The sequence below is a fragment of the Desulfofundulus sp. JL263-se genome (genome assembly GCF_056316025.1).
The window spans coordinates 2,630,853-2,646,271 of the sequence record NZ_CM149993.1; the positions used below are offsets into that span (position 1 = coordinate 2,630,853).

General features: G+C 53.7%; 20 protein-coding genes. All 20 read right to left on the bottom strand.

Features of this window, described 5'->3' with window-relative positions; translation table 11 throughout:
- Positions 1-6: 6 nt before the first annotated feature.
- The gene (locus ACX4JR_RS13580; RefSeq protein ID WP_476058555.1) at positions 7-390 is read right to left on the bottom strand and encodes a phage tail-collar fiber domain-containing protein; all 384 of its coding nucleotides are present in this window, start codon (positions 388-390) and stop codon (positions 7-9) included.
- Between the two features lies 1 nt (position 391).
- Positions 392-1,903, bottom strand: a complete 1,512-nt coding sequence (locus ACX4JR_RS13585) for a phage tail protein (protein ID WP_476058556.1) — start codon at positions 1,901-1,903, stop codon at positions 392-394.
- Positions 1,900-3,048 (bottom strand): baseplate J/gp47 family protein, encoded by a 1,149-nt coding sequence (locus ACX4JR_RS13590; protein ID WP_476058557.1) that lies wholly within the window; start codon positions 3,046-3,048, stop codon positions 1,900-1,902. Before ACX4JR_RS13590 ends, ACX4JR_RS13585 begins: the two co-directional genes overlap by 4 nt.
- Entirely contained in the window at positions 3,045-3,461 is a 417-nt protein-coding gene (locus ACX4JR_RS13595) for a contractile injection system sheath initiator (protein ID WP_476058558.1), read from the bottom strand. Before ACX4JR_RS13595 ends, ACX4JR_RS13590 begins: the two co-directional genes overlap by 4 nt.
- 27 nt (positions 3,462-3,488) lie before the next feature.
- Positions 3,489-4,034: a hypothetical protein gene (locus ACX4JR_RS13600; protein WP_476058559.1), complete on the bottom strand. Its 546-nt coding sequence runs from the start codon at positions 4,032-4,034 to the stop codon at positions 3,489-3,491.
- A complete protein-coding gene (locus tag ACX4JR_RS13605; RefSeq protein ID WP_476058560.1) occupies positions 4,034-4,843 on the bottom strand; it encodes a hypothetical protein in 810 nt (269 codons plus the stop codon). The genes ACX4JR_RS13600 and ACX4JR_RS13605 overlap by 1 nt, the downstream gene beginning before the upstream one ends.
- Positions 4,836-5,477: a hypothetical protein gene (locus tag ACX4JR_RS13610; protein ID WP_476058561.1), complete on the bottom strand. Its 642-nt coding sequence runs from the start codon at positions 5,475-5,477 to the stop codon at positions 4,836-4,838. Before ACX4JR_RS13610 ends, ACX4JR_RS13605 begins: the two co-directional genes overlap by 8 nt.
- Before the next feature lie 12 nt (positions 5,478-5,489).
- On the bottom strand, positions 5,490-8,186 hold the full coding sequence (locus ACX4JR_RS13615) for a phage tail tape measure protein (RefSeq protein WP_476058562.1): 2,697 nt from the start codon (positions 8,184-8,186) through the stop codon (positions 5,490-5,492).
- A gap of 223 nt (positions 8,187-8,409) precedes the next feature.
- Positions 8,410-8,589, bottom strand: coding sequence for a hypothetical protein (locus ACX4JR_RS13620; RefSeq protein ID WP_476058563.1), 180 nt, complete (start codon positions 8,587-8,589; stop codon positions 8,410-8,412).
- Positions 8,590-8,618: 29 nt separating this feature from the next.
- Positions 8,619-8,942 (bottom strand): DUF6848 family protein, encoded by a 324-nt coding sequence (locus ACX4JR_RS13625; protein WP_476058564.1) that lies wholly within the window; start codon positions 8,940-8,942, stop codon positions 8,619-8,621.
- A 37-nt stretch (positions 8,943-8,979) separates the two neighbouring features.
- The gene (locus ACX4JR_RS13630) at positions 8,980-9,411 is read right to left on the bottom strand and encodes a hypothetical protein (protein ID WP_476058565.1); all 432 of its coding nucleotides are present in this window, start codon (positions 9,409-9,411) and stop codon (positions 8,980-8,982) included.
- Positions 9,412-9,426: 15 nt separating this feature from the next.
- Complete coding sequence (locus ACX4JR_RS13635) at positions 9,427-10,845, bottom strand: DUF2586 domain-containing protein (protein ID WP_476058566.1); 1,419 nt, start codon at positions 10,843-10,845, stop codon at positions 9,427-9,429.
- A complete protein-coding gene (locus tag ACX4JR_RS13640) occupies positions 10,845-11,066 on the bottom strand; it encodes a hypothetical protein (protein WP_476058567.1) in 222 nt (73 codons plus the stop codon). Before ACX4JR_RS13640 ends, ACX4JR_RS13635 begins: the two co-directional genes overlap by 1 nt.
- Entirely contained in the window at positions 11,059-11,559 is a 501-nt protein-coding gene (locus tag ACX4JR_RS13645; RefSeq protein ID WP_476058568.1) for a hypothetical protein, read from the bottom strand. The genes ACX4JR_RS13640 and ACX4JR_RS13645 overlap by 8 nt, the downstream gene beginning before the upstream one ends.
- On the bottom strand, positions 11,556-12,035 hold the full coding sequence (locus tag ACX4JR_RS13650; protein ID WP_476058569.1) for a phage virion morphogenesis protein: 480 nt from the start codon (positions 12,033-12,035) through the stop codon (positions 11,556-11,558). The genes ACX4JR_RS13645 and ACX4JR_RS13650 overlap by 4 nt, the downstream gene beginning before the upstream one ends.
- Entirely contained in the window at positions 12,035-12,460 is a 426-nt protein-coding gene (locus ACX4JR_RS13655; protein WP_476058570.1) for a gp436 family protein, read from the bottom strand. Before ACX4JR_RS13655 ends, ACX4JR_RS13650 begins: the two co-directional genes overlap by 1 nt.
- Positions 12,460-12,660: an HI1506-related protein gene (locus ACX4JR_RS13660; protein WP_476058571.1), complete on the bottom strand. Its 201-nt coding sequence runs from the start codon at positions 12,658-12,660 to the stop codon at positions 12,460-12,462. Before ACX4JR_RS13660 ends, ACX4JR_RS13655 begins: the two co-directional genes overlap by 1 nt.
- 21 nt (positions 12,661-12,681) lie before the next feature.
- Positions 12,682-13,575, bottom strand: a complete 894-nt coding sequence (locus ACX4JR_RS13665) for a Mu-like prophage major head subunit gpT family protein (RefSeq protein WP_476058572.1) — start codon at positions 13,573-13,575, stop codon at positions 12,682-12,684.
- Positions 13,576-13,591: 16 nt separating this feature from the next.
- A complete protein-coding gene (locus ACX4JR_RS13670; protein WP_476058573.1) occupies positions 13,592-14,173 on the bottom strand; it encodes a hypothetical protein in 582 nt (193 codons plus the stop codon).
- Positions 14,173-15,204, bottom strand: a complete 1,032-nt coding sequence (locus ACX4JR_RS13675) for a phage protease (protein ID WP_476058574.1) — start codon at positions 15,202-15,204, stop codon at positions 14,173-14,175. The genes ACX4JR_RS13670 and ACX4JR_RS13675 overlap by 1 nt, the downstream gene beginning before the upstream one ends.
- Positions 15,205-15,419: the final 215 nt, after the last annotated feature.

Consider the following 15,419-nt stretch of genomic DNA (forward strand, 5'->3'; position numbering starts at 1 on the left):
CCCTCCTTAAAACTCTTCATCAAAATAAAACTCCATCTCAACATCGGGTTCTTTAACTTTAGCGCCCATGGTTTTACGGGCCGCCAAGTTGCCGTCGCTGTCAATCAAACCCATTTCCGTGAAGGCGTAACCATCGCCCTCTCCGGACCCCAGGGTAACCGTATATCGCACCGTAGTGTCGTTGATTCGCTGCCGGCTGGCCACGGCTTTCCGCAACACTTCATTTTCGAGCTGCGTATCATCTTCCGTCGGCGGCACCGGTTTAGTAATGTCACCAGGCTCATGCCCGCCCGTGCCAAGGGCAATATGTGTGATGGTAGGCAGCACGATTTCTCCATTTCTGGCCCGGGCCATGGCTATTCGGGCCTGCTTTGTGGTTATCGAGTTCACCTTATATCACTCCCTGCTCGAGTATGCGACCGTTTTTCTTAACCTTGATCCCTGCGCTTGTACAAACGGGTAGGAGTCTCAACTGCCTGCGGCCATTCAATCTTTCGCCGTCCCATAACGGCCTGCCGCTGAGCACATTATTCTTCTCGCTGAGATCAGCGAGATTAGTCAGATAACATAATTTCTCATCACCCCCCAGCAATATTCCGCCGTCGAGGTAATGCCTTGGCGATAGTTTTAAAAACCCATCAAGCTTATATTTGTACCCGCCGCCGTCAAGGCGCCACCGCCCTGTATTAAGCACCCAGCGCCTGCCGGCAAACACGCCCATCCCAACCTTATGGTGTACTGAATGTCGGACGCCGCCGGAAGATAAGCTTTTCTTGCCATCTATGTACCAGCTGGCCGCCAGAGGCCAGCCGTCCAACTTGCGCGTACCCCTCAACAGGCAATAAACAGCGTCCAGACGGTTGACAGAGCGGGGGAAGTGTGCCGATGTTTTCAGGCTAACACCCAGGGATTCACCACGCTGCAAAGCGTTTGATATCCTAACGGCAAGCACCGAACGACCAGTGCACGGGTGCTTATTCTTGCCGATTTTCAGCTTGTTATTGAGCCAGTACCGGCCATCGAGATTTATCAAAACGCCGGGACTGCTTTTTGCGCCACCTGATAGTGCAACGTGCGCCCTGGTTCGCGTATCGGACAAAAACCAGGTACCAACTGCCCAGCCCTTAAATCCATTAAGGTCATGCGAGCCATTCAGGGTATATCCTCCGCTCAGATGCAGGAGAAAGGGATCGGGGGAGAGGCTTTTTCTACCGTTTATAAAACGTACTCCGGGATTAACCTCATGCCCAAAGTTACCGATTACAAGCATCCAGTTATCACTTTTTAAATAAATCCTTGCCTTTGCCATTACAGCAAACTGTAGGGCGTAAAGCTTGCTTTCGGATGGCTTTACTTTGTCAATCATCCGCTTGGCAACCAGGTACTGGGTTTCCGTAAACGGCCCGTCACCGACATTGATTCTCACCACAAACTCGGCCCAACGACCCAAATACTCCAGCCTTGCAGATGGGTCAACCGGCTCCAGCGTTACACTGCCATCTAAATTCATCCCTGAATTTAAGAAACGCCACTTGTATTTTTCGAGGTACAGCGGGTAAACTTCACTATCCCGGTATCCCAGCAGCGCCAGTACCCGTTCCATGCCCGACTTGGTGCCCGTCTCAGCATATATATCGACTGCCGCCATAAGGCGAAGCCTGTATTCGTCGTCGGTTTCACCCCGGTAGCGGGGCATTTTCCTGGCTTTGCCCAGGAAATCCAGCGCCTCCCCGGTGGCCGTCGCCACAATTGACTGTTCACGCAATAAGAATATGGCTTCCTGGAGATTGTCCCAGTTTGGCCCCAGGGCGGAGGTAAGCTTATATAAATCGGTTTCATTAGGCCTGGCCTTCCGCTTAAAAATCACATGAGCCAGGTTAAAAAAGTACTCGGCAAAGCTCAAGCGATCACCCTCTGAACCGTCACGTTAACTGCGCCTTTTACGAGTAACTGGCGCGTGCTCATGGCAATGTCCGTGGCCGGGGAAGCAATATCCACCTTAACCACGTGTGCGATACTCAGCAGGTTGTACCTTAACTGGTCAAGCAATAGCCCGTATTCAGGGGAAATTTTGCGGATCTCGGGGTGTTCCGTATCACCGTATCTAAACATGATGTCAATTACGTTCTCTGCTTCGGCCTGTGTTTCTTGCTCATCGCCATAGTCCGGAGCCAGGTAGAGGACTACATCGAAGTCCACCGGCACGGGATCAGGCTTTACCACTAACAGATCCGCTATCAGCGACTTTTTCTTGTCGAGATGTTCCTGCACGCTGGCCACCAGGTCGTCAGAGGGGATACCGGCAGTACCGGTGATAATGACATCAATCGTGCCCTGGCCGCGTGGATGCTGACTGTCTACCCTAACCACTACCACGCCCGGTATCTCCTGCGCCCAGGACACATACGCTTCTTCGCCGGCACCCTGGGAAAGTTGATTCCACCTGTCTTTGGCTCTCTGGCGCAAGCTTTCATCCGACTCCGTATCCGTACCTTCGCGCGTTATCCAGTTCTCTCCATTAATCACGTAGTCAATGCCTGAAATGTTCGTCATTAGCTTTGTGATCATGCCGGGACCGACATTGTAACGGGACCCGGCAAACTCAGCCGTAACCTCTACAGGCACCTGCAAAGAGCCTTCTTCAAGCACCACCCGGCTGTTGACCATAAATTTCAACCTGTCCCCGAATCGATCAATATCGGTGGCTACCACGGCGCCGGATGGGATAACCACATTGGGACCGGGTTCGTTTCTGCAAAACAACACCTGCCCGATAGTTTTTTGTTCCATACGCCGCAGTACGCCGTATTCTGCAGCTTTCAGGTCGAGCCATTCTCCAGTAGCAGTTTCGAGGTACATTTGCGGAGCTATCTCACGAAGCAGGCCGTACAGGTCCGCCACGCCCTGGTTGCACTTTTCCAGCAGGGTATAGAACACCCCGCCCGGGCGGAGGTTCGTAATCCTGAAAGCCGCATTACGAAGGGCGGTTATAGTAGACTCCATCAGCTCTGATAATGTTTTTGTGGGAATCAGGTCTTCCGGCCTCATACGGCACCCTCCTCAATACTCACCCCGTCCTGGCTGACCAGCAGCACAATGGCAACCTCTTCCGGTGCTTCCTGCTCCTCTTCAAACACCGCGGCCGCGGGCGAAAACAGCACCGTCAGGTATATGCGCTCCAGATCCCAGCCTTTGATTTCCACGCGAATGGAGTCTTTATCTATCCGCTCATCCTGGCCCAGCCTGGCTCTAATTGTTTGTTGGAGCTCCAACCGGTTGATCTCGGTATCCTCGGTCTGGATGAACCACTGAAGCCCCACCCCGTATTCCGGATGTGCCCACAAATCACCAGGGAAAGTCAGTAGCAAATGCTTGACGTCCTGGACGAGGCATTCCAGATCCGCGACGGTTTCAGTATCACCGTCTGCGGCTGTCACAAAATTGCCCTCGTTGTCCAGCATTAGATCCTCCATATTGCCACCACCGCCCTATATTTTTGCTATTACAATAAACCGCTCACCCTCCTCTATTGGCAGTGCCGCCACCTGGTCGCCGTCTTTTAGTGGCGACTTGTAATCAATTCTCGTCAGCGGGGAAGAGGATGCACCCGGCAACGGGTTTCCATCCTCGTCCACCGGAAAAGTGAGGGTAGCCACCACGAAATGATCCTTCAGGTGTTCAGCCACCAGGGCGTCCTTGGTGCCGTAATTCTCTATGGCAATTTTCCCACCGGTTATGGTGCCGATCACGGCGGTGGACCTGGTTATTATGTAAGGCTCCGAGGGATCCCCATACATGAACCCCAGTTTTACCTTGTTGCCTTTCATGAGAGTGTAGGGAAGTGGATTGCACTTTATGGCCGGTGCGCTTGTGTCGTCGTTACCATCCCTGGTCAGCGGCTGGACCTGGATATCATCATCGACGGCTGTTATCCGCGCTTCGGCGATTAGATGGTATCTGCCCGCTAGCTCCGGGAAAAGGCGGATAACTGTTTTTCTCACAACTTCGATTAACTTATCCACCCGGCTGTCCATCAGGCCACCTCCGCTAGTTCCCTGAAGAATATTTCCGTCCGCAGTGAGCCCTTCTCGTTCATATAGTGATGTATCGTTTCGGTGATGTACCTGCTGTTGGCCACCTGCGGCCAGATTATTTCAATTTCCTGGCTGTGAGACAGGAAGGGGGAGGCCACTGTGAGCAGCCTACCACCCCCGGCGGTATCTCCTGCAGCGCGCTGGCCTGCCGGTTCACGATCTGCGTTAAATTCCAGCTCGATGATGTTTTCCCCGTACTGGTAACTGTATACCGGTCCTGGCTTTGGTACCGGCGCATCCCAGTAAAAGCGCCTGTTTCCATCGAAATAGTAGTCATACTGCAAGCCCCAGGTGGCATTAACTCTTCTAACCATGTCGGATACGTTTTCCCCGGCCACCACGAAACGGGGCTTGCGGGGGAAAGTATCCTGTGCCAGGGTGAAGGCACTGATGCCGGCTTTTTGTAGGCCAAAGGCTATTACGTCCTGGGGTGTTACGTCTAAGAATGTCTCGACTATCCTTGTTCTAAAAAGTTTTAGCGCTTCATCTTTGCACAAGAACCGGGGGGGCATCGGTTCGGCCACATAGCCGGAGAAAACTCTCCATGAGTTATTGCCGTCGTAGCCGATCATGATTTCCACTGGCACGTCTTTCGCCAGCCCTAACTCCGGGATCCCGGGTTTAAGGGTAAACTCCGCTATGTCTGCCGGCTCCTTGCGGGACAGCCATATGTCCAACCTTTCAAAGAGGTTGCGGACTTCGCTGCCGTTAACCACCAGCTTGACAAATGGCGAAAACATATCAGACATTATTAGCACCCCTCAGCCAAGCCAAAATTCTTTGCCCCAGGCTCGGTTTCCGGGTATCCTTTGCCGGGGTGGATTCGGTCTTTTTAAGTTTTCTGTGAATGTCGCCATATAAAGTTTCTTTGCGTACGTCGCCATATGCCGGCTTTGCCTTGGAGGAGGACGTCTTGGGCTTGGTGGCCGACGTGGTAACGGGCTTTTTCCGGGCCACTTTTACCTTTATTGGAACGTGCTCGATGAACTCGCATATGGCGACCACCTTGTCGCTTTTGTTGTCCTCCCATGTTTTCAGATCTGAAAACACGACCTCATTTATGTTTCTGGCCGCTGCATGTTTATTGACCAGCCGGTATACACCGGGCTTTTGCTGATCAGGGGATTTCCTGAAGATCCTCTGCAAGATAGCGATCTGGTCCGAGCAGTCACCGCCTTCGACTTGGGGCAGCAGGGTCAGAGTTAACCTCACCCGGGCGTTGTCGTACCCGACTGCTTGTGTTACCTTTTCTTTTTTGCCCCGTATTTCCACCTGGTCCAGTTTTACCGTGCCGGTGATCTCCAGGCTTTCAAACGTACCGGGCAGGATGGTGTCGCCAACTTTTACTTGCCCAATATCATCCGTTGTGATCAACTGGGGCATCATCCCGCCTCCTTATTCTCCACTCATGGAGAGGTACCTGTATGCCAGGTCTACCAAATCGTCGAAGTTGTCTCCGCTCGGCTTTTCTCCATTGACAATTACTACTACCGGACGGGATCTGCTTTCCCGCACGGTCTCCTTTTCGCGCTCAGCAAAAGTTTCTCTGACAAACTCACGCAGGTTTACGCGAGGTGCTTCACCGAGTATTGATTTTTCCGGATTGAGCTTTAAGTCTGCCGTTGCCCCGGCCATATCGCCCAGTACCGGATTGATTAACGCTTCGGCACTTAGCTTGGGCAGCTCCGGTACCGCCTCCATGACGGGGCTGATTACAGCCTGGCCGGTCAACTCGGGCAGTTCGGGCATCGCGCCCAGTACCGGATTGATTAACGCTTCGGCACTTAGCTTGGGCAGCTCCGGTACCGCCTCCATGACGGGGCTGATTACAGCCTGGCTGGTGATGGTTTGGCCCTGGATAGCCTGCGCCGCGTCGGCGTTCACCGGGGCGGTCAGCGCTGCCCCCGCCAGTACGGCGGCGGTGGCTGTTTTCAATAGCCCAGATCGGGATATGATGCCCCCGGCAAAGGTCTCCACCAGTGCCGCGCCGGAACGGGTGAGGGTGGAGAGGGGGCCCTCCTTTGCGTTGGAGAAGGGGAGCAGGCGGCGCAGTTTGGCCAGCCCGGATTTTACTGCTTCCGCCGGCGCGTTGATAACCTTCCTGATCCCCTGGGTAAAAGCCTGGATCAGCGCCTGGCCGGAAGCCACAAACTCCGCGCCTTTGGCCTTGATGGCCTCGATTATTTGGGCGATTTTCTGCGGTATAAACTGCACCAGATGTCCAAATATCCTGCCGGCAATATCCTTGATGGTGCTCCAGCGAGTGGCAATCAGCAGCGGTATGCCTATTACCGGCATCAATACCGCCAGCACCAGGGGGCCGTATTGCTGGATCACACCGATGATTCCCTGGAATACTCCGCTAAACCATTGCACAGCACCGGCGAACCTGGCTTTAAGCGCTTCCCATGTGTTACTGAGAAAAGCCGTTACCTTGTCCCAGTTCCGCCAGAGTACGAACAGGGCCGCGCCCAGGCCGACGATGGCCAGCACCACCCAGGTAATGGGGTTGGCTAAAAGCGCCGCCGTGAAGCTCCAGACCCCGGCGATGAGGCGGGGGAGGGCAGTGGTCGCCGTCCGTGCCGCCGTGACGGTGAACCGGGCCAGGCCAGCAATCATTGCGCGAATAACCAGGTACGCCTTGGCGCTTCCGGCTACGGCAAACCAGAGCAAACGGGATGCAAAAGTGGTCATAGCTGGGGTAACACGGGTGATAATTATACGGCTTAGATTGATAAAACTTTGTACCAAGAAACCAACCTTTCCCGATAGCACCATGGCAAATTGACCAATCTTGGCCCAAGCCATGAGTGTATATCCGCCTATCATTACCAGCCCTGAACCTACCGCCAGTATCGGCGCCAGGATGGCCAGCGACACCGCGCCAATAGTGGCCAAGAGCAGGGCCGTCCGTACAATGGTCGGGTGTGACTTGGCTAACCCCTTAAATGAATGAATCAGATCCTGTATGGTGGGGATAAAGGCCACAATCAGCGGGGCCAGCTCGTCTCCTATGCTGCGTTTTAATATCCTCCAGTTCTGAATAACCAGCTGCAAACCCGCGCCCAGGTCGTTATTCATAGACCTGGCCATACTTTCAGTGAACGCGGTTCCCTGCCTTGTGGCTATGCCCAGCGCTGCAATATTGCCCTGCAAGTCGCCCACCTTGTTGTATAGTAGGTCTATCATGGCCACCGCCTCTTCGGTGCCAAACGCCTTGGCGATCTGTTGCTTTTCAATCGCATCCAGTGTTTCGCCGTATTTGCTCCGCAGCACATTCAGTATATCCACGACCCCCAGCAACTGGTTGTTCGCGTCCACAAAACTAAGTCCCAGCTCCGTGCCCGCTTTGGCCGCCGCCTGCACGAACGCCTTGTATTTCGTACCGGCCTCCCCGCCCGGCATGGTGGCCTGAAGCATGCCCAGTACGGCCAGCTGCTCCTCGAACGGTCGTCGGGCCGAGGTGGCCGCAGCGCCCAGGGTTGTCAGCGCCTGGGCCATTCCGGACCCCGTTGTCTTGAATTGCTGCACGCTCGCGGCGATCCCGGCACTGAACATCTCTCCGAACTGAAAATCTGACATATACCCGTACATATCTTTAAATATCCCGTAGCCCGTAGCGAACAAGCTGGTCATCTCGGCGGTGGTGGCCTTGGTGGCCTTGGCCGTCAGCGCCGCCATCGCCGTAAACTCGCCCACCGCCGCATCGGAAAGGGAAGCGATGCCAGACTTGATATCGTATGCCGCGTCGATGAACTGAGCTTCGGTAACGCCAGACCATTTGCTGGCAAAGTCTGTGGCGGCATTGGCTATTGCATCCAGGTTTTTTACGCCGACCGAACCAAGCTCGCCAAGTTCCCGCTGGGTCTCTATAGTATCGTTTAAAATGCCCGCCAGGCCACTCATCATTTGCGAAGCGGCCCCCTGCATCATTGCCCCGGAAACCGCCATTTTATTGCCGAAATCAATCATCCCCTGTGCTCTTTGCATGGTCCTCTCCAGATTGGTCACTGTTCTAACCATGTCTTGCACAGGGCCGGTAAACCTGTCCACCACGCTGAAAATGGCTGACAAAGCATACAGCGCATCCATATTGACACATCCTATTTTTTGGTATATGCTACGGGAAAAAGGGGGTTGTGGTAGTGCTGAGCTTATTTATCGTATTGGCTATTTTGTTCGGTATTGGGGCTGCTATTGGAATCTTATACGGCACTATTAAAAGCATACCTTACCTTATTAACTGCATTAAAACTGGGTGGAAACGAGGCACAGAGGAGGCAAACAAGGTTTTCAACCGGCCATGAGCCGGTTTTTATTTTGCAAGCACCGCCTCCAGCGCCATCAATACCCCCCGCTTCACCGCCAGAGCCCGGCGGTCCTCATAAAAGTAGGCGAGGGCCGCCAGCTCCAGGAACTCATCATCGCCAACCCCCGCAAGCTGCTCCGGCGTCAGGCCGAAATAATACCTTATTATCGCTTCCGCCTGGTGCAACCCGTCCTCCCGCAGCTGTTCAACCCGGCTTACAATTTGGTCGATAAAAAATCCTGGTTAACGCCGATGATCTTCTGCAGTTCGCCGCCGTAGGCGATCACCAGCCCGGGGCGCTCCTCGGTCAGTTTGCGCAGCACGTCCGCCGACGGGTACAGCAAACACCCGAAAACAAGGTTATTCATGGCCTTGTAGACATCTTTCAAAGACTCCTTAGTGAATCTTGATAAATCCGGACGGCCGGGTTTCCGAAAATAACAAACTGGCAGTTCATCCTCACCACCGGCGATCTCGTAGACATCGCCGTAATCTCGCTTCCATTCTTCGATTTGCTCCTTGGACACAACCGGGTGCATACATTTCCCTCCCTAAATTAATCTGGCATCGTCATCACTAGTTCGGCTGCAGGCCGTTCCACCAGATACCGCCCAAAATTACAAGCTCGCACTCAACCTTTACCTGCTTGTCGCCTTGACCGGAAGAATTGCTCACTTTCTTAATTTTGCATTGTTTCAGTATGTCAGTGGTGATCGGCTGATCCTCGTTGGCATAGCTCACTGTTATCGGGAATAATGGCAGCCTGTAAAGGGATACATTCAGCTTCTTGGCGTAAGCTACCAGCTTGTTGTACTCCTCTTTGAGAAGCGTCATCTTACCCTCGGCGCTGTAATTACCCGTCCCGTACCCGAGCGGGCTTGAGCCTTTGCCGTATATTGCCTCAATCTCCTTGCCGTCTGAATAATCAATGTTCTGGATATCCACAACCTCACCATATGGCAGCATGACGGATATATCTTCCCAGCTGTACTTCTTCCCGTTAATCAATTACCTCACCCCCCTTTATGCCGATTGCTGGAACGGGTTTTCGTACCCGATCTCAACCTCAAGCCAGCGCAGAGTTGCTATCGGTACAATGCGCACCTTAACCCGCAGAGTAGAAGTGGCTAATATATCCTGGTCGCGGGGTATTACAACCCGGCCCCGGGCAATTTCGCCGTTGCCGGCCATAATGTCAAGCGGCACGCTCAAGCTTGCTTCCAGGACAGCAAGGTTTTTATCCTGGTTTAACGGGTCAATCTCGACATGTTCCTGTCGCAAGGCCGCTGCCCGAACCAGCGCACAGGCCTTATCCATTGGCCGCCGCAACTCAACGAATTTAAAGTCGCTAATCGCCTCCGCCGCCATCCGGCCATTGGTTATATATATCCCGGACAGCCCGATATACTGCCGGAAAGTAATGAACCCGGCTTCATCCAGCGCCAGTATATGTCCATTATTGATACCCTCCGGCCTCAGAGCAACCACCGCCGGCAGCGGACCTTCCATAACCTTGCCCGGAGACCGCTGGACCGGTATGGAACTCACGCGCCCGGAATACAACCCGGCCCCGTTCCTGTTTACGCTGCGCCCGGTACCCATATCTACCAGTTCCAACCTGCCTGCACAAATGGAAACCCGGGTACTGGCAAAACTACCTTTCTCGGTAATCAGCGCGTTAACCCACTGGTCAACCGTTTCAGTGTCTCCCGGCCTTCGGGCCTCAGCCAAGAAATGAATATACCTGTATTTTGACTCCGCCTCGTCGGCTTTGGCCGCCAGCGCCGCCCACATGGCCGCATCTGACTCTCCCACCACGTGGATAAATTCGTAAAGGTAACCGGAATTGAGAAGAGCGTCAATTGCCGCTGTGGCACTGTCCACGCTGGCCTGCGGGGCCGTGGTGTTGAACTTCCAAGTGTCGCCGGTTTTAAAAGATTGCGAAGGGTCAGTGCCATACTCCACAAATTGCAGGGTAATGCCGGTATCCGGTATCGTATAGCTCAACCCGCTCGGCACTGTGATCTTGCCAGTGAAGTTATCTCCCCCGTCCAGGCTATACTTAAATGTGGAATCGTTTGCGGCTCCCGGGTCCACAATCTCCACGATTACTTCATATTCGTCCAGCGGCGATCCGCTTGCCGTCATATCCCCCAGACCTGTCTTGGTGGAGGTTATGGTTCCGATTGTTCCTGCGATGTCGCTGTTTGCTTTTACCGCATATATCGTCCTGGCCCCGGCCGCGAAGGCGTCATACAGCGCGCCGCACAGGGGGCCGGTGCCGAAAAGATCTTTCACCTTGCCGGGGTCAGTGATTGATACAATCTGATTTACCGTGCCGGCCGAACACACCCCAACCTTGGCATGCAGGCCTGCAGATCCCGGCGGCAGCATTCCCAGCCCGCCATCAAGAATACTGATATTCACATCAGGCAAAGGCATTATTTAACCCTCCTCATCGGCCCGGACAGCCATTTACCCCGGGCTTTTAAAAAGTCGTCTTCAGTTATTTCCTTTCCCTGGCCCCAGCCGTAGGCCACCTTGAGTCCGGCCATCATCCAGGCCGGCACATTATGCCGCTTGGCCAGTTCTTCAATTTTGTAAGCCTGTTTTTTCACCGGTTCTTCGCCCTGGGCCTTTTCGGCCTTTTCTTTCTTACTCATCAGCTATTCCCCCCTCGATTACCATTGCTCCATCCAGAGATATCAATTCTGTGGAATGATCTCGATATATGCCGCCGTAAAACTCAACAAGGTATGTGACTTTTTCGCGCTGGGACGCCACTCCGGAGTCTTCTTCCGGTTCGCCCAGGCTCACCTCAATCAATATTGCGTTATTGTCCGCATCCAGTATCCGCCGGTCAAGTCCCTTCAGAAACGCTTCGGCCTTGCTTCTTAACTCCGCATCATCCCGGTGAGAAATTGTTACTCTCACCGGCAGCACCCGCCGGTACAGTCTCCTCCGATATGTCCTTGTCTGGTCCACCGTGGCCACGGCCACCAGGCTGCCGTCATATTTAAGGCTCTCCTTGCCGAAAACTATCTCAGCATATAGCCGGGCCTGGTGCTTGGTGGAATCGGCGGCCCCGATGCGCACATCGGTTATACCTATAGCATTTAATTTTTGCACCAGGTAGTCCCGGCAGGTGTTGATCACCTTAAACACTCCTCTATAACGGTCTTAATGATTTCGTTAATTTCTGCTTGGTCGTCATCATTTATCCCGATAAACGGGCGGGCAGGAATCCGGACTTCCTTTTTCTTCACCCACTTGTTGCCGACTTTTAAATGAAGGTGCCTGGCTCTTTTAACCCTTATCCTGCGGCCAAATTGGTGGGTGGACGCCCGTTTATCAGTGGTGCCGACCTCAACCTTGTCAGGCTTGGCCCGGCATGAAATTGAGTTTTTCAGGGTGGCGGTATCGGTAAGCGTTTGACCGCCTTCAGACCTGGCCCTTATCGACTGTGGCCATTTCCTGCCGTCCGGGCCGGTTTCGGTTTTAAACCGCTCCTGGGTGCTGGTCACCAGGTACTCCCCAATTTCCTTGTGCAGCGCGGTAAAATTTAACCTTGTTAGCCTGTGTAGATTCCTCTCCAGCCTGCTCCAGTCACCTTCAAACCGTATTCCACTCACTACATATCATCCATTCTGTTCCGCGAAAAAACCCGGTTATTGCTTGCAATCTGAACAGTCCCATCAGGCGGTGGGGTGGGAGTGCCCAGGGTGACCAGCCCCCGGGCCATGTTTTCCAGCACCTTTACCGCCGATTTATAGCGCTCCTGTATTACCCGGTCGGAACCTTTTTCCTCGTCAAACCCCCGGCGTGACATTAAGTTGTATAGCGCAATATCTACACATAGCTTTCTGATCATTTTCGGCACCGGGTTGAACGGAATGTCGTACCGGGCGTAACAGTAACCGTTTATCTCACTTGTGGCGTCCTCGATGGCCTGATCTATGCGGTCGGTATTAACCTGGCCGGTGCCTTCATCATCGGTACAATCAATAAGAACGTGCTCCGGCACACGGTCCAGCAGGTCACCTAAAGTACAATACATTACTTATCACCCTTGTTTTCATCCGGTCCTGGCTCTTTGTTGGCAGGCTTGATCACCTCGACTATGAGCATGGGCTCCTCTTTGAGTTTTCTTAGCTGCTCCTTGGTAAATTTATTGTCCGGATAGAGCACCGGCCGGGCCGGGTGCTCGATCCCGCAGCGGCGGAACCCGTCACGTAGAGAGATTATTTTAATTGGCATTGTTTGTCACCTCCCGGTTACTTATTGCGTTGTTCCGGTGCTGCCGTAGGCTAACTGCCAGAGGCCGTAGCCTACGTTATCCCTGCAGTCGACCCCGTACAAGAATTCCTTACGCATGAACACGTTCTCATCAGTTGGGCTGTCCAGGGCTGTAAACTCGGGCTTTTTGCGTTGCTGGAAAATTAACGGTTTTACCGGCTTCGTGGTATCCAGCAGGAACCAGGCGGTCGGATTTACGGAAAGGGCCGGCACCACCAAAAGATCTGCCGTGCCGCGATTAACGTTTGTGGCCCCGCTGGATGTTCTTTCCGCCAGGAGGATTTCGCGGCCCGTTTTATCGTTATGCGGACTTACAACAAGAAGGTTAGGGGTTATGTTCAACGGCCTGCCGTGCTCATCCTTAAGGCTCATCATCTGCGCCCTCGCCGCCGAATACGAGTCAGGGGAGAGCGCCGCAGTACCCCTGTTGCTCTGTATAGGTCCATTGCCGTCCCTGTGGTCCTCGTCAAAGAAATATTGACCGTCATAGCACAGGCTGGTAAACCCATTGAGCAACAGCTCAAAAACCAACTCATCGGGATGTTCTGCCGCTGAAACACCCAGCGCCTGAATAATCGGGTTATACAGGCCGATGGCGTCGTCCTCGATATCGTCCCGGTCCACGCCCACGGTGGCTTCGAAGGGTTTGTTTTTTATTGTGAATCCAAAAGCCGACAGATTTTCTACGACCCGGTCACCGATCCATTCACGCATCCGCGGGACCTTGCCCAGCCATTTATATTCCTCCGACCTAGTTGTGGAGGGTACCACAGTTGCCACTCTTTCATACAGCGGCTTGGCGTTCTTGAATGCTTCTTCAAAGATGACCTTGAATCCGCGGTAAATGCTCTGCAATGTCGCCTGGTTAACTATCATTGTTCTTTATGCCTCCTTATGAGTTCAGTAGGCCGGCGGATCGCAGCTTGGCCAGCAGGCCATTGAGGACCGCCTTGGTCTCGTTGGTTACAGTAACAACGGCGTCAAATTCTTCCTTGGTCGGGGCAGTCCCGGCCGCCGGGGCAGCATCAGCTGCCGCCACATCATTCTGTGCATCGGCGCAGCGGTCGAACAGCCCGACTGCCACCCACACGGCGGATGACTCGACACTCACTACTACGCCCGCCGCGCTACGGGTACCGCCGCCGTCCGTGGCCGCCACCGTCTGGTCGTCTAAGATGTAACAGGTGCTCAACAGGTGGCCCTGCCCCACCGGGTCGGCGCCGTCATTGTCGAATTTAAACACCCCGCGCCTTACCCGGACTTTTACCGCCCCGTCAGCGCCGCCGGTGTTGTCAACGAATTCCTCTGCGCGCCCGGCAGCCTTAAGGCCGGCGCTGGCAAATCCGGGAACAGCATACCCGGCAGCATTAACCGCCACCAGGGAGCCCGCATAGATCACCGCATTGGCTGCCACGTCCAGTTCCAATATTTCACCCTTCCGATATGGCGTGTTCCTGTCTGTTGTCAGAGGCATTACTGCTCACCCCCGTAATACTTCCTGTACGTTTCATCGTCTATGCCCAGCATCTTGTTTACGGATAACTGGACTTCGTCCGGTTTCCCGCCAGATCCGGGCGGCAAATTGCTACCGGTTAAATCGGTACCGACGGGCACGACTACCGGGGCATGCTCAAGAAACGCTCTAAATCCTGCCGGGTCTTTCAGTGCGTATTGCTCGGCCCACGCTTTTTGAGCCGGGGCCACTTTGCCGGACTTGAGCGCCATTTGTACCAGTTCGTCCCGGTCTTTCATGTCCAGGCGCTTTTTCAACTCGATAAACTGCTCCACCGGGACATACCCGGACGGGTTTTTCAATGCGATGATCTTGCCCCGGGCCTGCTCCGCCGTGGCATCTTCGTTAAGCTCCAGAGTTTTTAACACATCCTGTTTAAAAGCTGTAAGCCCCTCAATATCACGGGCGCTATTTCTCAACTTTTTGATCGCCTCAGAAACTTGATCGTCGGTTGCGTCTTTGGGAAGTCCGAGGGCTTTTAAAACCATGAGTCTGAACTCCATTTCCTTTTCATCCTCCTTTTCGGGCATCCCGCCCAACTTATTCACAATCGGCACCATCCCATCAATGGCCGGGATATTTGTCAGCGCGGCGGAATGCAAAATCACAGCTCTTTTATCTGACTTGCGAACCCATATTACCGGGCTGAGGTAGCGGTATTCCCTGTTGGCCAGGTACTCCCTGGCCCGGGGGGTCCATTCCACTTTTGCCCACAACCCTTCCGTACCTTTATTGACCAGTTCTTTAATCCACCCTGCAGCCGGCGCTTCTACTCCTTCCAGGGTCTGGTGCTCGTAATCGATTACCACGTCATTTTTTTCCCGGTTGAAGTGGTCGATAATCTCACGGTATGCCTCTTCGTCTCCCAGGAAGTCCCCCTTTTTACTGCGAACAATACCGAACGGTATAACCTGTATCTCTTCCGGCACGCCCTCAATTTGCACGCCGGACAGGGTCAGCAAACGATAACTGTTCTTATTGAAGACAATCACCACCAATCAGCCAACAGGCGTTATAAAAGTGTTACCCCGCTGTAAAATAGCGTTACAACGCGTTACAGCACCGTTATCTTGCGTTACAATTTTCGATTCATACCCTTTCTACTTAACAAATCTTCACCTCCCGTAAAACAGCTTCCAGCGGCCTCAGAATTAATTTGTCATATTTAACCAGTATCTGATAGGTTACTAAACCGTTACAGGGTTTA